Origin of the sequence: Congregibacter litoralis KT71 (genome assembly GCF_000153125.2) — a bacterium.
Taxonomy (GTDB): Bacteria; Pseudomonadota; Gammaproteobacteria; order Pseudomonadales; family Halieaceae; genus Congregibacter; species Congregibacter litoralis.
Genome location: NZ_CM002299.1, coordinates 3,649,418 through 3,671,807 on the forward strand (window position 1 = coordinate 3,649,418; position 22,390 = coordinate 3,671,807).

Here is a 22,390-nt window from a genome sequence, read left to right on the forward strand (position 1 = left end):
AGTGTACCGTTACTGGCACAAAATCGCCTAAGATCTCGAAAAATCGGCGAAAAAATGTCAAAAATCGATTTTCTCTTTAAAAAGTGTTGTGTTTCGTGTTTTCGCCGAGTTACAACAAAAGGAAGCACTAGAAACGGCAGCACAAAAAATGAACGCACAGACAGATTTTGAATTTACGAACGCGATCCTTTTCGCGCCAGCAAAAGATGGCCTGTTTAGGCATTTATGGGCACTGACAAACAACGACAGCTGGAGCGCTATTGAGTCGGCGGTGGAGCGCAGCACTAAAGACCTTCCGTTCCAAGTGCCAGGCGAACCACTGACCTTTGTAATACAGGGAGTTACCAGTCACCTACGTAAGGCACATGGGAAAAAGAAGAAAACCGACAGCAAGGAGACAACCCTTCGCACGGCCTCTCATGGAAAGCGTCGCGACATGCCCTTTGAATCATTGCTTATTGACCTAGAACCCTCGAACACCGCAACAGTACTAACACCGTTAGTACTCGTGGCATCAGCATTGGCCACCGATGACACCCGGAAACAGGCTGCCAATGTGGTTCGCTTCCTCCGAACTCGCCTGCAACGACCTGAAACTGGCAGAGGGCAGGTGCTCACCCAAGAGCAGAAGGAGTTATTGAACTGGCTGACCGAAGATCCCGGGAGTTATTCCCAGCTTCGCGAGACACTTGATACTGCCGTTAAAAGTAAGCCACGAGACGGAGATAATTTTGACGATGTTAGAGGTACCGCAGCCAAAATAATTGAGCTGATTGATATATCAGACAACATCCTCCTGGCGCATCAAGAGGAACTCACTGAAGAAGATAGCTATCCTGCGATGAAGGCTCGTAAAGAGCATCAGCCTCTAGGGTTCCTAACCAGCCCGCGTAGCTTGGACATCAAGGAACGCGACTCAGAAGGGACTACCCAAGAACCAGACGACTCGCCGACTGACGCGGCAAGCGATAAGACAACAAAATCATGGCAAGCCATCGAGCAAGCGACGTGTCTTGATAAGACTCGGATCAACCCCAACTTTGCGGCAATTATTGGAGACTCAATCGCAGAGACCACAACTAGTCTGCAAACAGCCGTCGACCAAGGGCGACCGTTCACCGCGAACGCTGTAGCTTGCGTGGCCTTCGTCATCGGCATCACTACGAGCTATAACGCTCATGATGAACGTCTAATCAAACGCCCGCTTTTCGGACCCGATTTATTGCCTAACGGCCAGCAAATGGCGCGATCGGTCCGAAAAGCACAAAACCAGTTTTCGCCTCCCGAAGATCTTGAGGATCTGTATGTAAAAACAGTTATGGAGTTTTCATTGGAACTGCCGCAAGCGATACAAGCGATGCTTGAGCCGATCCGTCGCGGTAGAGGCGACCAAGTCACCTTGATGGATCTGTACGAGGAAACAGGTTTAGAAAAGAAGAAGAACTATGTACGTGAATGGCTCGATCAAATTACAGAACAGCATCACATAACATCGCCAACCGTCCGTAGTTTCGAAAACGAACTTCGTGAGTACCTAAGCGCATCCACCGATGCAGCTCTTGCCCCGATCTACTGGATTACCGGCAGCGACAATCACGAGCCTCCTACCGACGCCTATTACCTCGCTATGTCCGTGACCGAACTGACCGGTATTTTTCAACGGGCATTAGAAAACTACCTTAAAGGAGAGCTCTGACATGAACTATGTGGGCGCTTCTCGACTGCGCAAGGAGGTATTCCTGGAAATCACTCACAAGGCGGCAGAACGTCTCGAGTTTGCGAGGCTTAAGGCCAAGTCAAACCCCCTGAACGGGCACAACCAATTTGCACTAGCTATTCTGGAAATGTTCTATCTCGTTTTGGGTGTCCGCGTTACCAACAACATGCTGTCGCGCCTTGCAAACGACTTGTCGCCTAACGGCGATCTCTTTATGCCCAGAGATAAAAACACTGACGCACTGCATGCAACTCGAATGTCAGTTTTATGCCCCTTCGCAATTGATGTCCTTGCAGACTATTTCCAACACCTAACGCTGCTAATGAGAGTCTTGCAAAAGCAGCAGGGCGTAAAGAGGTTTCATCGATCGCTCAGCGCCCCGCCAGGATTGTTCTTTCAACTCCGCCAGTCAGGACCGAATCAACCCTATACCTCTGCAGAACCCGTTACGCGAATGGAAGTTTTAGCCTACCTCCCCAAACCTTTCCATATCAGAACCAGCGAGCCACGCGTGCAACTACGCTGCTACCTAGAATCAACGGGGCTATCACAAGCTGTTAAAGCGGCAATCATGGGCCATAGTCGAGAACTCGCGGCCACCTTTGGGTCAGAGCGCTTTTGGTCTATGCACGACTTTGCAGAACAGGCTGCGGGGGTGCTTCAGGAATACGCTGAGTATCTTGGGTACATCACGGCGGAGCAAGACGCAGCAAGTAATAGAAGAAGCATTAAGGCCAAAGAGGTCGCGGAATGAACCGCAAACTTATCGAAGGCCTTCCCAAAGTCGCCAACTGGATTGCGCAAGCGCCTGAGCCGAACAGGGCCGCGAAACGACCGGGCCGATCAAGCCCCAGCATTGATGACTTCGTGCGGCAGATCAACAACCTGCGAGCGCTAAACGTGCCAAACCTACATACCGATGAGGCCATCCAAAAAAAAGCTCGTGCAGTCGCGGGGCCCGATAAAATTCTTGAAAAGAGGCTGTGTATCGCTGTCGGCGTCAAACCTTCTAACCGACTCACATCGAAAATTAGGCGCCAGCAAAGCAACCTCGCACATGATCACGGACCTCGGGTATTTCAGCGTAATCAACACCTTGTGTACGGCTTTGAGAAATTCACTAAAAAAGTGATCGAAGCGGCCGCTAAAAATGCAGAACCCAATGATTACGACATTGCTGCTTACCTACGAATTCTGGTCTTCACTGAGCATGGGATCACCTCCGCGGAGCTCGCAGAACAAATATTACACAACACCTTCAACGATACCTTCACCTTCAGGTTAGGAAGTACCGTCTACACAGAAGCAACGCTACCAGGCTTCACATCGTCAAAAGACCAACCAACCCACCGTATTGCCCTCACTCCAGTCTACCGGGCACTAGCCGCTGATCTTCGCAACCGCGGCCGTAGCCTTGCATCAGTACGAAAACTTCTAGACACCAGGGATGTGCACCGTAATACCGATAAACTTCTTGATCTATTTGAAATCAAAGAAAGCGACTTACTAAATAGCAGGCTAGAGGACTTTGGCAGACTTATCTTTAGCGAAATTAACGTAAAAATCCCTGTAACGCTGCAGCGAATGCATGCTGGCACCCCGGTTTGCGCTCCCCTACCTCGTCACGAGTTCATCGCACTCTCTTACGACACCCGTCGTCCACTCCCAGGGTTCGAATATCACCAATTCTTTAGCGTGAACGCGAAGTCATCAGCGGAAATCGCTAGAACCGCGGAATTCACAGAAATATCCACTGAAGCTGAATTCAAATCGCTTCTAATAGAGTCAGGCGAGCGCGCTCATGCGAAAACAGGTTCTAAAGCAAAAGCCTTCCAAAAAGAACTCGGTTTGGAACTTGAAAAACTCGTCGACATTCACGCTCACCGCTTTGATCTTTGGCACAACATCATCCTTGCATTCGCAATAGGGTTCGCCGAATACGGGCTAACAAAACAGCGTGATGGAGTGCTCTCCACCTACAAGCGATACCTCGAGGAAGTAGTGCCTGTCGGGCACGCAGTTTTTCAACCGGATGAAAAAGCGCTCGACGACATGTCAGTACTAGCGCTCCGACTAGAGAGGGCACTTAATGAGCGTACCGATCGACGTTACGCAGAACCAAGAATCGACCTGATGTTCCAACACGCTGAAACATACGGTTACCTTGACGCGCCACCGCCGGGTCTCATTTACAAAGGACGCCACGATCAACGCCTCCCCCGCGCTGAAGCCCTAAATGCGGCGGCTTACGCTAGATTGATAGAAACACTTTACACCCCAGGAGATCCCGTTGCTGAAGAACTAACGTTGTACGCAATTTTTCAGCGTAGGTTTGGCTTGAGAGCGATGGAAGCGTTCAACCTTCAATATCAAGATGTGTCCTCCCATAAAAAAAGATGGGTAGTGGCCCCGCAAACACGCGGACATATACGGTTGAAAACAGAAGCCGCAAACAGGTGGGTAACACTATTTTCGGAACTTACCGAAATCGAGCATCAAGTTTTGTGCGAACTGCTGAACCATCAGCGACGTGGCGCCAGGGCAAAGAATTATATCTTTCGTCCAGCCAACGTCGCAGAGGCACACCGCTATCAGCGGCAACTTCAAGGTCAGCTACGAAACCACTTAAAAAATGTCACCGGCAACAGCAACGCAACCCTCCACGGCGCTCTACGGAAAAGCTTTATTGCGGAAGCTATCGCCGCAGCCGTCGGCATCACCAAAAGCACTGAAAAAATTGCGGGCGAATCAAGTCATAGTGATGCCCCCCTGCCCCCCTCCCTTAAAGATGGCGGAAAAAGGCACATGAACGTTCCGATGGGGATAGCTAGTCAAGCAGGTCACACAACATTCACACAAACAACACTTACAAATTACTTTCACTTTGGATCAGAAGTTTTTCAACAACTTTGGAGTGAGCGTGCGACCGTGACCTTCCCTCAGAGGCGGCTACGTCATCTTCTGGGGCAGCCAGACTTGTCGCGCGACGAGGCTCGCTTGATGCTACGAGCAGTTCCAAATTGTTTTGAGCCTCAATCACTTGATATCAAGCACTTCCGAAGCAGCAAAGCGAAACCTCAAGCTCGTAGAAGAAGACCCATCAAGCTAACTGAAATCGCGCAGTTACTAGGAGGGCAACCCCTTGAAAACCTACCGATTGGTCACGTTTATGATAATCACGGATCTAATCTGACTCGATCGATACGCACCCACGCCATCGAACTCATGCCTAAGTACGAAATCAATCGCGAACTCATCGGACTCAGTCAAGACGCAACACTGAGCGATGAAACGCCCCTTATTGAGCTCCGCCGACAACGCTCCATAGTCCGCGTACTCGCCATGGTAGAAACGAGTCAAGAATTAAAAACATGCTTTGGACTATCAGGCCCTTGGACTAAAGCTATCTTGCATCATCGTGGTGGCACCTATCTGTATATAAAAGCTATCGACGATGCACAAGCCCTGCTTTCAGCCCTTGAAACACTGGGTTTCGGCCGGGAGCACATCATTTGCCAAGCACCAACCTTGGGTACGGCATCAATCGATGCCAAAACTCTAGGTCTGGATCCAATCAAGCTCGAATCGAAATTCACGCTTGCGCGAAAAGAAGACGCTTTTGTCCTACGTATTCTTCAAAATCGCGACGCCGGCGCATTAGTACGGGAGCCTCGTTCACTATCTATTGCCGCTTGGTTAACCGGAGCATTCATCACATTCAACGGAAGGAATAACAGAGATGTCTAACTTTGCACCCGCACCTCCTCCGCCCCCCACACCACCCCCACCTTGTAGCTTTTTCAGAGGCGTTATTTGCGAGTCAAAGTGCAAAGGGCACATAGCAGAAAACCACTTTAATCTATGCGCCTCTGAGTTGGGTCACCTCGACGCTTATGTCGACTACGCGCTCCGCACAAGAGATTTGACTCAGCTAGAGACTGAGAAATCAGCACAGAGAATCTGTAGCGCCATTGACGAGGTGCATCAACGCCTAATCCCGCGCACCCGAGAGATAAACTCGCTCTGGGCACTGAATTATCCGGATGGACCAAAGTCTGCCCCCAACCTCATACTGAAAACAGAGATGGATTCGAATATCCCAGGGAACCCGTGTTTTTTCTCAAGGGTAAAAGACAAGTACGAACGGTTTTCGCATTTCCTTTCTACCGATTTAACGCAGGCGGTATTAGAGGCCAAGAAGACTGGCGCCGCCGTATCTGTTCGATGTACCGACAAACACAATGGTGACACCCTTATCGTAAACGGATCATCGGAAGAGTTTCGAAACGCGACGATGTGCCTGCTGCAAGTTCACTCAGAGCTGGCAGGCGTTAAAGTTTGTTTTTCACAAAGCGCGGAGGTAACGCTAAGCCTTCCCTTAGGCGTATTGGAACACGCCGAACGACATAACTGTCTGGGGTCGTGCGTTTATAAATTCCGAAACGCCGTAGTCAAAGATGCCGTAGATCAAAATGGTTTCGTAGAGCTGCGAATCGCTGAGTACGATACAGAGTTTCGTTCAGGGCAGATCAAAGCTCAATTGCACTGTGAAGATATGTTAAGCCCGCAGCTGTCTGATATGTTAAAGAAATACAAAATCAAAGAGGCTGCTGACTGGCGTGGTAAAACACTGACTTTCTTGGCAAGGCGATTTCACAAGGGTATACACGGAGAAAACTCATCAATGTCGACGGTACAGATCGAAAAGCTGATGAAAATAAGGAATCCAGAGTAAGCTCCCATATGACCATCATTCATCGTCATCAATGCTGTTTAGACGAATCAGAATCTGCATGAACTCGCCCTGCTGATCGGGTGGTACTACGTCAGTGAGATAGCGAATAAGGCTCTCGACCACCGAGGCCAGACGCACGCTTTCATTAGCCGCGAGCTGGGCATTAAGGTAATCGTGAAGCCAGTACATTATGGCAAGAGCATTATACTGCTGCTGATCGACAGACATTACTTTAGCCAATTCAGTAAAGTGTGGCGTTATCTGTAACTCGTCGCATACGCGATAGGCAGCAAGTTTCAGTCGGCATCTATATTGGTTGTGTGCCTCTACGTAGTTGGCTCGCGCAATCAAGAGTTGCTGGACTTCATCGCCGCCCTTTAAACACGCTTGACTCGCGGCACTCACGATTCGCCACCGCGAGAGTGCATGCGGCTTAGTTGACTCGCATCGCCCAAGACACAACTCAGCAAGGCTGACTGAAGACTGCCGTCTTTTTGCTGATCATAACTGATACGCGATTGACGCATGCCGCCTTGAGAAGGGTCCTCATTGGCGGGGCACGTGTTCACTATTTTACCCATAGCTCATCTCCTGAAACCGGCCTTCACTGCCCTTTGCAGAGAACTTCTTGCCGTTGAGATAAACCTACCTAGATGATGAGATTCTGCTGGGTCGAGGGAAATTGGGTGTATGGGATGATGAATTGCATGCAACACTAACCCACTGGGGATGCAGCGGAAGTCTTGGATTACTCACGCCAGACTAGTGTTCGTATCAAAACTTATGGAAATTGCAGGCCGCGGTGTTCGGGTGCGATTGCTGCAGGATGACATATTCACGGACTTTGACGGTTTAGGTTTGGCTGCGGTGAACGATCATCCGAATATTGAGCTGCGTATAATTAGTCCCACTGCCCAACTTGGCGCTACCAACTTAACTGCGTCAAGTTGTGAGGATCCTCGACACTGTTCATAGCGGCAACGCCACCGTGCTCTTGATCTCCTCCATCACAAAACCTGCGCTGACATCGGTCAGCTCGGCTTTGATAAGTTGCTGATAGAGACGGTCGTAGCCGGGCATATCCGGCACCACGGCCTTAAGTAGGTAGTCGGTCTCTCCAGCCATCCGATAGACTTCAAGCACCCCGGGCAATTTCTCAACGACTTTCTGAAAACGCGTCGCCCATGCCGAAGTGTGCTGATTGGTTTTGATCGAGATAAACACCGTCAGCGGTAAGCCCACCTTTTCCGCATTCAGCAGCGTCACCCGGCCTTTGATGTAGCCCTCGCTTTCCAAGCGTTGGAGTCGGCGGCCACAAGCCGAACGTGAGAGTGCGACGTGTTCCGATAGATCGGCCAGCGACAGTGATGCATCGGTTTGCAGCACCTCGAGGATGCGACGGTCAGCAGTATCAAGCATGCAGTTACACTCACTTATCAGAATCAGTTAAGCGACAATCGTTTCACATTTCTCTAAAAAGCGCACTATTTGTCGCGCAATTAGTACAGCATTCCTTCTAACTAGCGACAATGTCGCGCGGCCGCAGCGATACACTGAGCACCTGTCTGATCAACCGAGTGTTTTGCCATGCAGCCTGCCCCGACACCGCTTCTGGACCAGCTACCACAGCCGCTCATGCGCGCCTGGCGCGCGCTTTCGGGTCGAGACACTGCGCCTCGACCATCGGCAAGTAAACCCGACACCGAGGCGGCAAAGCGACTCCTCGACACGGTGCAGCACGATATCGTCGGCAACCGGGCAGCGCTGCGCACGCCCTACGGCGAGCGTCCGCTGATCTACGCGGACTACACGGCCTCTGGACGCTCCGTCGGATTCATTGAAGACAACATCCGCAACAAGGTGTTGCCCTACTACGCCAACACGCATACGGAGGCGTCATTCACCGGTGCGCAGACCAATGCCCTGCGCGAAGCGGCGCGCGCTGCGATACGCCAATCGGTGAATGGCAGCACTTCAGACAAGATAATCTTTTGCGGCTCGGGTGCCACCGCGGCGATCAACAAACTCATCGATATTCTGGGGCTGCGCATGCCGCGCGAATTGGACCGACGTTATCAGCTGGCGGCGGCGATTCCTGAAGCCGAACGTCCGGTCATCTTCGTCGGCCCCTACGAGCATCATTCCAACGAGTTGCCCTGGCGAGAGACCATCGCTGATGTGATTCGCATTGGTCTGGATATCAACGGTCATATTGATCAGGCGCAACTGGCGCTAGCGCTGGATACCTATTCCGACCGGCCGCTGCGCATTGGGAGCTTCTCGGCAGCGTCCAACGTCACGGGACTGCGGAGTGACGTCGTGGGTATAACCCGACTGCTCAAGCAATCAGGCGCCCTCTCCTTCTGGGACTACGCCGCCGCGGGCCCCTATGTGGCGATCGATATGAACTGCCCTCACGGAGCCATCGATGCGGCATTCATCTCCCCGCACAAGTTCGTGGGCGGACCCGGCACCCCCGGCGTACTCGTGGTTAAAGAGCAACTGATGACTAATGCCGTACCGGCTGTGGTGGGGGGCGGCACCGTCAGCTACGTATCGCCCACGGAGCACCGCTATCTCAAAGACCCGGAGCATCGTGAAGAAGGCGGTACACCAGCGATCGTCGAGTCGATCCGCGCGGGCCTTGTCTTTGCCCTGAAGGATCAAATCGGGATCGATCTGATCGACGCCCGGGAACACGCGCTGGTCGCGCAGGCGCTCGAGCACTTTGCGGCGATTCCCGAGATCGAGGTACTCGGCCCGGCAACGCCTGAGCGGCTCGGGATCTTCTCCCTACGCATCAAGCACGCCGGCAAGGACCTGCATCACGGCTTTGTAGCCGCGCTGCTAAACGACCTGTTCGGCATTCAGGCTCGCGGTGGCTGCTCCTGCGCCGGCCCCTACGGGCACGATCTGCTGAATATCAACAGCGACAGATCAAGAGCGCTGGACAAGGTTGTAGCTGACGGCTACGAATGCTTCAAGCCCGGGTGGGTGCGCGTGAATTTCCATTACGCCGTTGAAAGCGCAGAGATCAACTACATCCTCGCAGCGCTCAAGCTCGTCGCCGAGCACGGCGCACGCCTGATGGCCTCCTACGCACTGGATCGACAAAAGGGTGCCTGGACCCATAGGGACGGCGTTTCCGCGCTGCCCATCGTCTTAACCGACCTGCTTAACCCGGGCTGTGAATCCAGTGACACAGTATGTTCCTTGTCTCTCGACGACATTCTCGCCGAGACAGAAGGCGTAATGCGCTCCGGCGCACCGGCGGAACACATAGCGGCCGCAAAGACGGAGCAGAGGTTTCCGCCAGCACTGGAGGCACATCGGTGGTTCGCTGTCGCGACTGATTCCGTCTAGCTGAGCTCAGGAACTGAAATACCCATCTTTATCCTCATCGTTTAGCTGTTGAGAGGCATGACCGATGCACTATCGACGTGCGACTGCGATCTGCTACCCGCCCACACACCCATTACCGACGCCTCAGAACTCCTAAACAGTCGCAGCATTAACCAGTAAGGCGGGGTGATCTTCATAGGGCACGAGCGCCCTAGTGGGCAGTAATGTAATGAACCACCCCCACCCACGCCGCTAGTCCGGCGAGGTCTTCCAGACTAGATTGAGTCTGCTGGACCTTAACCTTGGATGGGAGATCGACATGACTATTAATATGCTGGGCATTGATATTGCCAAGAACACTTTTCAGCTACACGGCGCTGATTGTTCGGGCAAGGCTGTTTATAAGGGGTATACGGATTTAATGGTTGATGGGGCACCTTCACCCCATCAATCTGATACCACCCTCAGATGGTTGATAGATCGACTCCGTAGTTGAGTTCCTCTGCGAAGTCCGGCAGTCCGTAACCGATGGTTTTCTTGTAGAAAGGAGAGACCTTCGCAGTCGGTGCCTTCTTCTTGTGCTTCGTGGTGTAGAGCATTCGTGCCCGCATCACCTCGAAGGAGTAACCGCGCCCTTCACGGTTCTTGTCCTTGGCCAGTCGGTTGATGGACTCCGTGTAAGCGTTGGTGACGGGCATGTCCGTCTCGAAGTAGGTCATGGTCTCTTCGCGCCAGTTTCCCACTGCCCTGACCAGATCGCTCCAGACTTCCTTTTGGCCCTTCGGGATGGTGGCTATCCACTCGTCCAGGGCGGCTTCTGCCTGGAGCCGTGGGGTGGCGTCCCAGATGCCGTAGAAGCGCTCCTTGTGCTCGTAGGCGGCCAGCAGTTGCGGGAACGCGCCTGTCCAGGTCTCCATGATGAGGCGCTCCCGGTCTGAGACTTCGTGAGCGCGTTTCAGCAGGATTTTCCGGTCTCCCTTGAGAGTCCGGCTCTGGGACGGTTTCAGCTCCTTTCTGAGGCCCTTGCGCACTCTCTCTAGGGCATCGTTGGCCATGCGCACCACATGGAACTTATCGACCACGATACGGGCCTGGGGCAGCACAGCCTTGACCGCTGCCCGGTAGGGGTTCCACATGTCCATGCTGACGATCTCGACCTTCTGCCGGTCTTTCAGCTTCATCAGGTAGTTGGTCACCACGTCCTGGCGGCGGGTGGCCAGCAGGTCGAGCAGGGTTCGCTCCTCAATGTTGGTCAGAATGCAGCGGTAGCGCTTGTTCAGGTATAGCTCGTCAATGCCCAGGATGCGGGGCGTCTCGAAGCGGTGCCAGCGCCCCAGGAACTCGGCGCGGGCGTTGAAGATGTCGCGCACCGTCTTCTCGTCCAGGCCGGTCTGTGCCGCCACAAAGGTGTAGGGGTGGTTGAAGGATTCCTTCTCCACGTACTCATGCAGCCGCAGTGTCATACGGAATCCGTCCACCATCTCTGGTAGCTGGGGCCTGAATGTTGTCTTGCAGGCCCGGCAGGTGTATCGGCGGCGGACCACCCAGAGAGTGACCCGCTTGCCGTGGATGGGCAGATCACGATAGGGAACGTCACGCTTGCCGAACCGTACGAACTCACCCTGCACGCCGCACCCCTCGCAGGCTACTGGTGTAGGTGCTTCAAGCCGAAAATGTATGTCTTCATTCTGCTCATCAGAATCCACCAACTGGTACCCAGGAAGGCTTAACGAATTAATCATCTCCCGCCTTGATCAGAAAAACAGGTAGGTGGCGTAACCGGCAATCATCGCCATAGCAAAAATGACTGCTAAAAACGCCGCTAAAAGCTTCAGCGTGAACAAAGAGCGCAACAGAATGAGCTCAGTCAGGCTGGCTCCGGCACTGCCGATGATCAACGCTAGCACCGTCCCGGCACCCACGCCTTTGGCCATCAGAGCCGCTGCCAGAGGTATGACGGCTTCAGCGCGAATATACAACGGCACGCCGATGACAGCGGCAACTGGAATGGCAAAGGGATTATCTGGGCCTGCATACTGCTCCAATAAGTCAGTGGGCATGAAACCATAGATCACGCTGCCAATCGCAATACCGATGAGCAGGTAAGGCAACACATCGATAAAGTCCGACCAAGCTTCCCGCCACACACCACTGTACTTCCCTTCTTTCTTAACCGTGACAGTGGGTTGACTGTCACAGCATTCGCTAGACGTAGAGACTGTTGTCTTCCTATCAGCCCCGCAAGAAGCCGTCTTCGGAGTGGTGTCGCAGCTGTTGGTGCCGCAACTCGATGCGGTCGATGTAGCACTGCACGGGCTTGCTGATGAACTACATCCACTGCTCTCTTGTGTCGCCGTCCGGCGCACATAACGCTCGAAGCCAAGCGTGTGAAGCAGCCATCCGGCACCTACCGCGACCACCAAAGCGGCGAGCACATAGATAGCAGTAAGTGTCCATCCAAACGTGGCAACCAGCAGGCCGACGACGATAGGATTCAGCAACGGAGATGAGAAAAGAAACACCATCATCGGCCCAAAACCGGCCCGTGCCCGAATCAACCCTTTCAACATGGGGATAGTCGAGCAACTACAGAAGGGCGTTATAGCTCCTAAACCAGCAGCAAGAAAATAGCCTCGCTTCCCACTGGAAGTCAGTAACGCTTCCACCTTGGATGGTGGGATGTGACGTTGAAGAACTCCGACCAGCAAGCTAATGCCAATGAATAAAACCGATAGCTCGATAGCGAGAAAGGCGAACATGCCTAGAGCGTCTTGGAGTTGAGATGACATTCAATATTACTCCTATATTTCTAGTATTGTCGAAATGATGTACGCAGCCTACTTGCGTTTATCCGACCTGTCAACTATAATTCTAGAAACATCGAATTATTGGGGCGTGCTATGGATCACGAAAAGGTTGCAGCCAGCTTAGCTGAGCTAGGGAATAGTCACCGACTGTCCGTGTTCCGCTTTCTGGTCAAAGCTGGCCATGATGGGGCTTCGGTCGGAGATATCCAGAAGGGGCTGGGTATTCCTGCTTCGACGCTATCACATCACCTTGCGCGCATTGCCAAGGTAGGGCTGATCCGGCAGGAGAAACATAGCCGCACGATTGTCTGTATACCCGAGTATGGGCACCTAGAGAATTTGATCGGTTTCTTACAAGAGGAATGTTGTGCAGGTGTTCGGATTGCGCATGAACCAGAACCGCTTTGACGCTTGCCCAGCTCTCGCTGTCCTCCCTAGTCAGCATCGCTATGAAGACTCAGGCGAAGGTGGAAACAGAAAATTGGCAGTAGAGTAGGCTGAAGAGGATCAATCAGATAATCCGCTGAGAAAGATTTTCTTCTTTACATCTTTGGCATTTTATCAACCAGAAATTCCGGATACCCGTTCTGCCGCAGCCACATCGGGACGGCGACGCAGTAGATCGCCCGGTGCACCGGCGTTGATCTGGGCGGGCAGCTCAGGCAAGGCTGCGGGGTGATCCAGCACTTCGGCCATCGCCGCAGGCGTGCGGCCAGTGAGCACGGCAATGCGGTGGGCGGCCACAGCAGCCTCAGCTTCAAGCGGCGGAATGCGCGAGCGTGTCAGCGCCAATTGCGTGCGGGCGCGGTCGGCATCGAACGACGTGCCCCGGCCGTTCTCGAACAAGACCTCGATCAGCCGCAGCGTATCGGCTTGGTTGATTTCGTTGTCCCGCGCGACCTGTAATTGCACTTGCAAGCCGCGCAAGCGGAAATAGGCGTCGGTCAACTCGGCCACCATAGCCACTTGTACGCCCGCCAGGTCGGCTGCGCTGGCCTCGGTCTCGGCGCGCTGCGATTCCACGCTGCGCCGCACTCGGCCAAAGAAGTCCAATTCCCAGATCACGGATAGGCCAGCCGAATGCAGATCGTTATCCCGGTCGGAGCGGGACGCATCCGGTGCTTGTGCAGCACTGGCGCGCTGGGTACTGATTTCACCGGACGCGCCCAGCGTCGGATAGTAGTCTTGGCGACGTTCGCGCGACAGTGCGCTGGCTTGCTCGTAGCGCGACAGTGCTATGCGGATGTCGTGATTGGCGTGAAGAGCATTCTCCACCAAAGAGTGCAGCACCGGGTCATCCAGTTCCCGCCAGAATTGCGCATCGGCCTCCGGTACAAGCTGGGACACGGCAACGGGGTCTTGGCGGGCATACGTCACTGCCTGGGGCGCGGCAGGTGCCTTGTAATTCGGCCCTACTGCGCAAGCTGCCAGCGTCAACGCCACCAAAGGGAGCAGTACCAGATGTGGCATCCGACGTAGGCATGGTCGGATGCGGGATGGCGTTTGAAGCATGACGGAATCAGTCCTTGTGGAGTCAGACATGGGTGGCCTCCATGGCGACATTTGCCTGGCGACGTGGCTTGCGCGTCGCGAGCCTGCGTAACGCGACGTAGAAAACAGGAGTCAGGAATAAACCGAACAAGGTCACGCCGAGCATGCCGGCGAACACAGTCACTCCCATAACCTGGCGAATCTCCGCGCCTGCGCCGGAACCGACCATCAGCGGCACCACGCCAGCGATGAAGGCGATGGAAGTCATGATGATCGGGCGCAGACGAAGGCGTGATGCCTCCAGCGCGGCATCGAGGATGCTGTGCCCCTTGCGCTCAAGTTCACGGGCGAACTCCACGATCAGAATGGCATTCTTGGAGGCCAGACCAATCAGCACTATCAAGCCAATCTGCACGAAAATGTTGCTGTCACCACCCGCGAGCCACACGCCCGTCATGGCCGACAACAGGCTCATGGGCACGATCAGGATGACGGCCAGCGGCAACGTCCAGCTTTCGTACAGTGCCGCCAGCACCAGGAAGACCAACAGTACCGCCAGCGGGAACACCACCAGCGCGGTATTGCTTTGCGTGACCTGCTGGTAGCTGAGGTCGGTCCACTCCAGTTGCATGCCTGGCGGCAGCACCTTGTCTGCAATGGATTGCACTTGCTGCAATGCCTGCGATGACGACACCAGACGCGGATCTGACTCACCAATCAGGTCGGCAGATGGATAGCCGTTGAAGCGGATGACGGGATCGGGGCCGAATGTCTTGCGCACGTCCACCATGCTGCCGATGGGCACCATGTCGCCATTGGCGTTGCGGGTGCGCAGTTTGACCACGTCCTCGACAGAACTGCGGAACGGTGCGTCCGCCTGAGCCATCACCCGGAAGGTGCGGCCAAAGCGCGTGAAGTCGTTGACATACGCCGAACCCAGGTACACTTGCAGCGTATCGAAAAGATCGGTCACGGCCACGCCCTGTGCCTTCGCCTTGGTGCGGTCCACTACGGCGTCAAGCTGCGGCACATTGGCCTGATAGGAACTGATCGGATATTGGAATCCCGGTTCTTGCGAGATGGCCGTCGCCAGCTCGGTGGTCGCCGTCTGCAATGCGGCATAGCCCTCACGGTTGCGATCCTGCACGTAAAGAGAGAACCCGGAACCCGCGCCCAGCCCCATGACAGGGGGCGGCATGATGGCAAAGGCCAGACCGTCCTGCTCCTGAGCGAAGCGCTCGTTCAACTGTTCCGCAATCTCGGTTGCAGTGTGCTTGCGCTCATTGATGGGCTTGAGTACGAAATACACTAGGCCGCTATTGGACGTGTTGGTCGACTGCAAGCCGTTCATGCCCGGGAACTGCACGGCGTTGTAGACGCCATCGGTCTTGAGCGCGATGTCGCTCACACGGCGGACCAGCGCTTCCGTGCGCTCCAGGGATGCACCCTCGGGTAGCTGGATGACACCGATGAGATACAGCTTGTCCTGCATGGGGATGAATCCGCCAGGGACGGCCTTGAACACAGCTCCCGTCGCCACCAGTAGCGCGATGTAGACGAGAAACACCGCACCACGCCGCCCGAGGATGCGCGACACGCTGTTTCCATAGCCATCCGCGCTGCGCAGGAAGAAACGGTTGAACGGCCGGAATATCCAGCCCAGACTGCGATCCAGCACCCGCGTGGGCAGGTCTGGCGCGGCACCATGCGGGCGAAGCAGGCGCGCGGCCAGCGCAGGCGACAGCGTCAGCGAGTTGATGGCCGAAATTACCGTGGAGATCGCAATGGTGACGGCGAACTGTTTGTAGAACTGCCCTGTCACGCCGGACAGGAATGCCATAGGCACGAATACCGAGCACAGCACCAGCGAGATGGCGACGATGGGGCCACTGACTTCGCGCATGGCCTGATGGGCCGCAGCCAGCGGCGCCAGCCCTTCGGCGATGTTGCGCTCGACGTTTTCCACCACCACGATCGCGTCGTCCACCACGATCCCGATGGCAAGCACGAGTCCAAAAAGCGTGAGCGTATTGATGGAAAAGCCCAGCATCAGCAGCACGGCGAAGGTGCCTACCACCGACACCGGCACGGCTAGCAGTGGGATGATGGAGGCACGCCAAGTCTGAAGGAACAAGATCACCACCAGCACCACCAGTCCGATGGCTTCCAGCAGAGTGTTGACGACCGCCTTGATCGACTGACGCACGAAGACAGTTGAGTCATACTCCACCGACCATTCCACTCCCTCGGGAAAGCGCTTGGCCAACTCGTCCATCTTCGCGCGGACTTGATCCGAGATTTCGATGGCATTGGCGCCCGGGGCTTCAAGGACAGAGATCGCGACAGCAGGCTTGTTGTTGAGCAACGACATCAGCGAGTAGCTGGATGCGTCCATTTCCACGCGCGCCACATCTCGCAGCCGGGTGACCTGACCCTGCGATCCGGTCTTGACGATGACGTCGCCGAACTCTTCTTCCGTCACCAGCCGGCCCTGCGCATTGATGGACAGGAGGAAGTCGCTTCCCGAGGGGTTGGGCGGCGCACCTAGTTGACCGGCCGAGACCTGGACGTTCTGTTCGCGCACGGCTTCGACCACATCGCCGGCGGTCATACCCAGCGCCGCAATTTTGTCGGGGTCCAGCCATAAGCGCATGGCGTAGTCGCCAGAGCCGTAGATCTTGGCATCGCCCACCCCCTGGATGCGTGCCAACTCGTCGCGTACATGGAGCACGGCATAGTTGCGCAGGTACAGCGCGTCATAGCGATCGCCCGGCGAGCGCAACTGCACGACCAGCGTTTCGTTGTGGGACTGTTTGACGGTCACCACACCTTGCTGGCGCACCGCTTCGGGAAGACGCGGCTCTGCCTGGGCGACACGGTTCTGTACCTTGACCTGGGCGTCGTCGGGATCGGTGCCAGGACGGAAGGTGACGGTCAGCACCAACACGCCATCACTACCGGCCACGGACTTCATGTAGAGCATGTTTTCCACGCCGGTGATGGATGCCTCCAGTGGTGCGGCTACCGTGTCGGCGATTTCGCGCGGATTTGCGCCAGGATACGTGGCGCGAACCTGTACGCTGGGTGGCACGACTTCCGGGTACTCGCTGACGGGCAAGAGCGGGATCGCGATCAACCCAACCACGAAAATGATGATGGACAGCACGGCCGCAAAAATCGGCCTGTCCACGAAAAAGCGGGCAAAGTTCATGATGGCTGGCTCTCCGCGCTCATTCGCTCGCCTGGGCGATTTGTCGGCCTGCAGGCGCCATTTCAATGTCCTGGGCCGTCACTGGCATGCCGACAGAAACCTTCTGGATGCCGTTGACGATCACGCGGTCGCCGGGATTTAGACCTTCCTCGACGATGCGCAGGCCTTCGGCCTTGCGTCCCAGCGTGATGTCGCGGCGCTGGGCGGTGTTGTTCTCATCGATCACATACACGTACTTGCGGCTCTGGTCGGTCAGGATGGCCTTGTCGTCGATCAGCATGGCCTCGAAACTGCCGCTACCCGGCAGGCGCACTCGGGCATAGAGGCCCGGCGTAAGCAGGCCGTCGGGATTGACCAGGGTGGCGCGTGCGCGGATGGTGCCGGTGGCCGCATCGACACGGTTGTCCACGAAGTCCACGTTTCCGGCGTGTGGATAGCCGTTCTCGCCGACCAGGCCCACCTGCACCGGGATACTTTCGCTGCGCTGGTCGGGGCGCTCTCCGTTGCGAGCCATGTGGGCGTAGCGCAGATAGGTACGCTCGTCGCTATCAAAATGCACGTGCACCGGGTTCAGCGAGACTACGGTGGTCAGGATGCTGGCCTGGCCGTCAGCACTCACCAAGTTGCCTGCCGTGACCAGTGCACGTCCGGCGCGGCCTGTGATGGGCGAACGTACCTGGGTGAACGACAGATCCAACTTGGCGGTCTCGACTGCGGCTTGGGCGAACTGCACGTTGGCTTGGGCCTGATCGGCGGCGGCGTGGCGCTGCTCCAACTCCTCGGTGGAGGCTGCTTGCAACGAAGCCAGCTTTTGAGCACGGGCCGCTTCGCTACGTGCCAGTGCGGCCTGCGTGCGGGCGCGGGCCAAGTCTGCTTCCGCGCGAGCCAGAGCAGCACGGTAACTGCGAGCGTCAATCTCGAACAGCACGTCGCCACGTTTGACGATCTGGCCCTCTTCGTAATTGACCCTGTCGATGTAGCCACTCACACGTGGCCGCAGCGCAACGCTTTCCACCGCCTCGACGCGGCCATTGAACTCATCCCATAGGACGATCTTGCGCACCGACACAGGTGCCACGCTGACCGTGGGTGGAGGGGCGGCGACCGCGTCGGCGGCGTCGCTATTGCAGCCAGCCAGGGACAGCGCCAGCAAGCTCGCCGCAGCTAACGGCAAGGCGCGGCGCCAGGAAGGCAGGACCGCAAGGTAAGGCAATGTGCTCATTGTTTTCAGTCTCGAAGGGATGGCGAAACCCGGTTGATAAAATTGGGTATCCGGAATTTCTGGTTGATAAAATGCCAAAGATGTAAAGAAGAAAATCTTTCTCAGCGGATTATCTGATTGATCCTCTTCAGCCTACTCTACTGCCAATTTTCTGTTTCCACCTTCGCCTGAGTCTTCATAGCGATGCTGACTAGGGAGGACAGCGAGAGCTGGGCAAGCGTCAAAGCGGTTCTGGTTCATGCGCAATCCGAACACCTGCACAACATTCCTCTTGTAAGAAACCGATCAAATTCTCTAGGTGCCCATACTCGGGTATACAGACAATCGTGCGGCTATGTTTCTCCTGCCGGATCAGCCCTACCTTGGCAATGCGCGCAAGGTGATGTGATAGCGTCGAAGCAGGAATACCCAGCCCCTTCTGGATATCTCCGACCGAAGCCCCATCATGGCCAGCTTTGACCAGAAAGCGGAACACGGACAGTCGGTGACTATTCCCTAGCTCAGCTAAGCTGGCTGCAACCTTTTCGTGATCCATAGCACGCCCCAATAATTCGATGTTTCTAGAATTATAGTTGACAGGTCGGATAAACGCAAGTAGGCTGCGTACATCATTTCGACAATACTAGAAATATAGGAGTAATATTGAATGTCATCTCAACTCCAAGACGCTCTAGGCATGTTCGCCTTTCTCGCTATCGAGCTATCGGTTTTATTCATTGGCATTAGCTTGCTGGTCGGAGTTCTTCAACGTCACATCCCACCATCCAAGGTGGAAGCGTTACTGACTTCCAGTGGGAAGCGAGGCTATTTTCTTGCTGCTGGTTTAGGAGCTATAACGCCCTTCTGTAGTTGCTCGACTATCCCCATGTTGAAAGGGTTGATTCGGGCACGGGCCGGTTTTGGGCCGATGATGGTGTTTCTTTTCTCATCTCCGTTGCTGAATCCTATCGTCGTCGGCCTGCTGGTTGCCACGTTTGGATGGACACTTACTGCTATCTATGTGCTCGCCGCTTTGGTGGTCGCGGTAGGTGCCGGATGGCTGCTTCACACGCTTGGCTTCGAGCGTTATGTGCGCCGGACGGCGACACAAGAGAGCAGTGGATGTAGTTCATCAGCAAGCCCGTGCAGTGCTACATCGACCGCATCGAGTTGCGGCACCAACAGCTGCGACACCACTCCGAAGACGGCTTCTTGCGGGGCTGATAGGAAGACAACAGTCTCTACGTCTAGCGAATGCTGTGACAGTCAACCCACTGTCACGGTTAAGAAAGAAGGGAAGTACAGTGGTGTGTGGCGGGAAGCTTGGTCGGACTTTATCGATGTGTTGCCTTACCTGCTCATCGGTATTGCGATTGGCAGCGTGATCTATGGTTTCATGCCCACTGACTTATTGGAGCAGTATGCAGGCCCAGATAATCCCTTTGCCATTCCAGTTGCCGCTGTCATCGGCGTGCCGTTGTATATTCGCGCTGAAGCCGTCATACCTCTGGCAGCGGCTCTGATGGCCAAAGGCGTGGGTGCCGGGACGGTGCTAGCGTTGATCATCGGCAGTGCCGGAGCCAGCCTGACTGAGCTCATTCTGTTGCGCTCTTTGTTCACGCTGAAGCTTTTAGCGGCGTTTTTAGCAGTCATTTTTGCTATGGCGATGATTGCCGGTTACGCCACCTACCTGTTTTTCTGATCAAGGCGGGAGATGATTAATTCGTTAAGCCTTCCTGGGTACCAGTTGGTGGATTCTGATGAGCAGAATGAAGACATACATTTTCGGCTTGAAGCACCTACACCAGTAGCCTGCGAGGGGTGCGGCGTGCAGGGTGAGTTCGTACGGTTCGGCAAGCGTGACGTTCCCTATCGTGATCTGCCCATCCACGGCAAGCGGGTCACTCTCTGGGTGGTCCGCCGCCGATACACCTGCCGGGCCTGCAAGACAACATTCAGGCCCCAGCTACCAGAGATGGTGGACGGATTCCGTATGACACTGCGGCTGCATGAGTACGTGGAGAAGGAATCCTTCAACCACCCCTACACCTTTGTGGCGGCACAGACCGGCCTGGACGAGAAGACGGTGCGCGACATCTTCAACGCCCGCGCCGAGTTCCTGGGGCGCTGGCACCGCTTCGAGACGCCCCGCATCCTGGGCATTGACGAGCTATACCTGAACAAGCGCTACCGCTGCATTCTGACCAACATTGAGGAGCGAACCCTGCTCGACGTGCTGGCCACCCGCCGCCAGGACGTGGTGACCAACTACCTGATGAAGCTGAAAGACCGGCAGAAGGTCGAGATCGTCAGCATGGACATGTGGAACCCCTACCGGGCAGCGGTCAAGGCTGTGCTGCCCCAGGCCCGTATCGTGGTCGATAAGTTCCATGTGGTGCGCATGGCCAACGATGCCCTAGAGAGAGTGCGCAAGGGCCTCAGAAAGGAGCTGAAACCGTCCCAGAGCCGGACTCTCAAGGGAGACCGGAAAATCCTGCTGAAACGCGCTCACGAAGTCTCAGACCGGGAGCGCCTCATCATGGAGACCTGGACAGGCGCGTTCCCGCAACTGCTGGCCGCCTACGAGCACAAGGAGCGCTTCTACGGCATCTGGGACGCCACCCCACGGCTCCAGGCAGAAGCCGCCCTGGACGAGTGGATAGCCACCATCCCGAAGGGCCAAAAGGAAGTCTGGAGCGATCTGGTCAGGGCAGTGGGAAACTGGCGCGAAGAGACCATGACCTACTTCGAGACGGACATGCCCGTCACCAACGCTTACACGGAGTCCATCAACCGACTGGCCAAGGACAAGAACCGTGAAGGGCGCGGTTACTCCTTCGAGGTGATGCGGGCACGAATGCTCTACACCACGAAGCACAAGAAGAAGGCACCGACTGCGAAGGTCTCTCCTTTCTACAAGAAAACCATCGGTTACGGACTGCCGGACTTCGCAGAGGAACTCAACTACGGAGTCGATCTATCAACCATCTGAGGGTGGTATCAGATTGATGGGGTGAAGGTGCCCCATCAACCATTAAATCCGTATACCCCCAAATTGTTGTTCAAGTGCGGAAATCTGCTTGGAGATGGTGGGCTGGCTTAAGCCAAGCACCTTGCTGGCCTTGTTGTGTGAGCCTGATCGATATACATGAATGAATGTTCTCAAATGGGCAAAATACGTCATGATCACCAGCCATTTTCAGTTACCTCATTGGCTTGTGTCACAACACTAAAGAACCGTTTTTGATGCGAAATTATCCACCTTCTATTGCTTAGTCTGGCGCTATTCATAACACCTCCTTGTCGATAAAGGCGGTGAGCATATCGGCGAAATCATCGGAGACTTTGCGGTAAAGGGTTTTGTTGCCCAAAATCAGATAATGAAAACTGAACCCAATGAAATGCATATCAAGAATACGGATGATGTGATCTTTGTGCGCGGGCGAGAGTTTCGGCGAACAGAAATGGGAAATATCGTTCGCCCAGCGAGCGAACATACCGCCCAGCATTGCTTCAATCCGCTTTTTATATTCCGGCTTATGCCCGCTTTGGCTTAAGAAATAAAACAGGGTGGTGACGTTTTCGGGCGATGCCTCCAGCATCTCTATAATGTAGTTGGTGCTGGAACGTATAAATTCCCGAACGGTTTTAAATTTCTTTGGCGACAGATCTTCATCAAATTGCTGCATGAGCTGGTCGAGCATATAGAGGTATAAATCCTCAATCTGCGGGAAGTGGTGGAAAAATCCGCCTTTACTGATACCGGCCATCTCCACGATCTTGAGCGAGGAAAGCGCATGAATACCTTCATCACGCACAATGCTGTACGTTGCTTCCAGTATTTTCTGCTTGGTATGTTCTGCCTGTTCCTTGCGTGTGTTCACCC

Annotated in this window: 18 protein-coding genes; 8 read left to right on the forward strand and 10 right to left on the reverse strand. The window is 55.0% G+C overall.

Annotated elements, in window-relative coordinates:
• The first annotated feature begins 88 nt into the window (after positions 1–88).
• The 4 genes from KT71_RS16580 to KT71_RS16595 all read left to right on the forward strand — a co-directional run bounded on the left by KT71_RS16580 (position 89) and on the right by KT71_RS16595 (position 6,452).
• Positions 89–1,696, forward strand: coding sequence for a hypothetical protein (locus KT71_RS16580; protein ID WP_008294190.1), 1,608 nt, complete (start codon positions 89–91; stop codon positions 1,694–1,696).
• 1 nt (position 1,697) lies between these two features.
• Positions 1,698–2,471, forward strand: a complete 774-nt coding sequence (locus KT71_RS16585) for a hypothetical protein (RefSeq protein ID WP_008294189.1) — start codon at positions 1,698–1,700, stop codon at positions 2,469–2,471.
• Positions 2,468–5,464: a site-specific integrase gene (locus KT71_RS16590; protein WP_008294188.1), complete on the forward strand. Its 2,997-nt coding sequence runs from the start codon at positions 2,468–2,470 to the stop codon at positions 5,462–5,464. The genes KT71_RS16585 and KT71_RS16590 overlap by 4 nt, the downstream gene beginning before the upstream one ends.
• Positions 5,465–5,801: 337 nt before the next feature.
• Positions 5,802–6,452, forward strand: coding sequence for a hypothetical protein (locus KT71_RS16595; protein WP_152025268.1), 651 nt, complete (start codon positions 5,802–5,804; stop codon positions 6,450–6,452).
• Between the two features lie 15 nt (positions 6,453–6,467).
• Here KT71_RS16595 and KT71_RS20615 read toward each other — a convergent pair whose 3' ends face one another.
• Together KT71_RS20615 and KT71_RS16605 are read right to left on the reverse strand one after the other, a co-directional pair.
• Complete coding sequence (locus KT71_RS20615; protein WP_023660239.1) at positions 6,468–6,857, reverse strand: hypothetical protein; 390 nt, start codon at positions 6,855–6,857, stop codon at positions 6,468–6,470.
• A 564-nt stretch (positions 6,858–7,421) separates the two neighbouring features.
• Positions 7,422–7,871, reverse strand: a complete 450-nt coding sequence (locus KT71_RS16605) for an Lrp/AsnC family transcriptional regulator (protein WP_008294185.1) — start codon at positions 7,869–7,871, stop codon at positions 7,422–7,424.
• A gap of 168 nt (positions 7,872–8,039) precedes the next feature.
• On the opposite strand from KT71_RS16605, the gene KT71_RS16610 reads away from it, so the two are divergent.
• A complete protein-coding gene (locus KT71_RS16610) occupies positions 8,040–9,815 on the forward strand; it encodes an aminotransferase class V-fold PLP-dependent enzyme (RefSeq protein ID WP_008294184.1) in 1,776 nt (591 codons plus the stop codon).
• Positions 9,816–10,258: 443 nt separating this feature from the next.
• Here the strand turns inward: KT71_RS16610 and KT71_RS16615 are convergent, their stop codons facing one another.
• Together KT71_RS16615 and KT71_RS16620 are read right to left on the reverse strand one after the other, a co-directional pair.
• Positions 10,259–11,536, reverse strand: coding sequence for an ISL3 family transposase (locus tag KT71_RS16615; RefSeq protein WP_023660030.1), 1,278 nt, complete (start codon positions 11,534–11,536; stop codon positions 10,259–10,261).
• A 12-nt stretch (positions 11,537–11,548) separates the two neighbouring features.
• Positions 11,549–12,583 (reverse strand): permease, encoded by a 1,035-nt coding sequence (locus KT71_RS16620; RefSeq protein WP_000098298.1) that lies wholly within the window; start codon positions 12,581–12,583, stop codon positions 11,549–11,551.
• A 111-nt stretch (positions 12,584–12,694) separates the two neighbouring features.
• Here KT71_RS16620 and KT71_RS16625 point away from each other — a divergent pair, with 111 nt between their 5' ends.
• Positions 12,695–13,009, forward strand: coding sequence for an ArsR/SmtB family transcription factor (locus tag KT71_RS16625; RefSeq protein WP_008294170.1), 315 nt, complete (start codon positions 12,695–12,697; stop codon positions 13,007–13,009).
• Positions 13,010–13,162: 153 nt separating this feature from the next.
• On the opposite strand, the gene KT71_RS16630 is transcribed toward KT71_RS16625, so the two are convergent.
• The 4 genes from KT71_RS16630 to KT71_RS16645 form a co-directional block, all read right to left on the reverse strand.
• Positions 13,163–13,948 carry a TolC family protein gene (locus KT71_RS16630; RefSeq protein ID WP_238549435.1) on the reverse strand — a complete coding sequence of 262 codons (786 nt, stop codon included), beginning with the start codon at positions 13,946–13,948 and terminating at the stop codon, positions 13,163–13,165.
• A gap of 187 nt (positions 13,949–14,135) precedes the next feature.
• Positions 14,136–17,303, reverse strand: a complete 3,168-nt coding sequence (locus KT71_RS16635; RefSeq protein WP_022960604.1) for an efflux RND transporter permease subunit — start codon at positions 17,301–17,303, stop codon at positions 14,136–14,138.
• Between the two features lie 19 nt (positions 17,304–17,322).
• A complete protein-coding gene (locus tag KT71_RS16640) occupies positions 17,323–18,525 on the reverse strand; it encodes an efflux RND transporter periplasmic adaptor subunit (protein ID WP_008294933.1) in 1,203 nt (400 codons plus the stop codon).
• Between the two features lie 220 nt (positions 18,526–18,745).
• Positions 18,746–19,060, reverse strand: coding sequence for an ArsR/SmtB family transcription factor (locus tag KT71_RS16645; protein ID WP_008294170.1), 315 nt, complete (start codon positions 19,058–19,060; stop codon positions 18,746–18,748).
• A gap of 111 nt (positions 19,061–19,171) precedes the next feature.
• On the opposite strand from KT71_RS16645, the gene KT71_RS16650 reads away from it, so the two are divergent.
• Both KT71_RS16650 and KT71_RS16655 read left to right on the forward strand, forming a co-directional pair.
• Positions 19,172–20,206 (forward strand): permease, encoded by a 1,035-nt coding sequence (locus KT71_RS16650; protein ID WP_000098298.1) that lies wholly within the window; start codon positions 19,172–19,174, stop codon positions 20,204–20,206.
• Between the two features lie 12 nt (positions 20,207–20,218).
• Entirely contained in the window at positions 20,219–21,496 is a 1,278-nt protein-coding gene (locus tag KT71_RS16655) for an ISL3 family transposase (protein WP_023660242.1), read from the forward strand.
• A 42-nt stretch (positions 21,497–21,538) separates the two neighbouring features.
• On the opposite strand, the gene KT71_RS21455 is transcribed toward KT71_RS16655, so the two are convergent.
• Together KT71_RS21455 and KT71_RS16660 are read right to left on the reverse strand one after the other, a co-directional pair.
• The gene (locus KT71_RS21455) at positions 21,539–21,688 is read right to left on the reverse strand and encodes a helix-turn-helix domain-containing protein (protein WP_084567013.1); all 150 of its coding nucleotides are present in this window, start codon (positions 21,686–21,688) and stop codon (positions 21,539–21,541) included.
• A 103-nt stretch (positions 21,689–21,791) separates the two neighbouring features.
• Positions 21,792–22,388 (reverse strand): TetR/AcrR family transcriptional regulator, encoded by a 597-nt coding sequence (locus KT71_RS16660; protein ID WP_008294178.1) that lies wholly within the window; start codon positions 22,386–22,388, stop codon positions 21,792–21,794.
• Positions 22,389–22,390 lie beyond the last annotated feature (2 nt).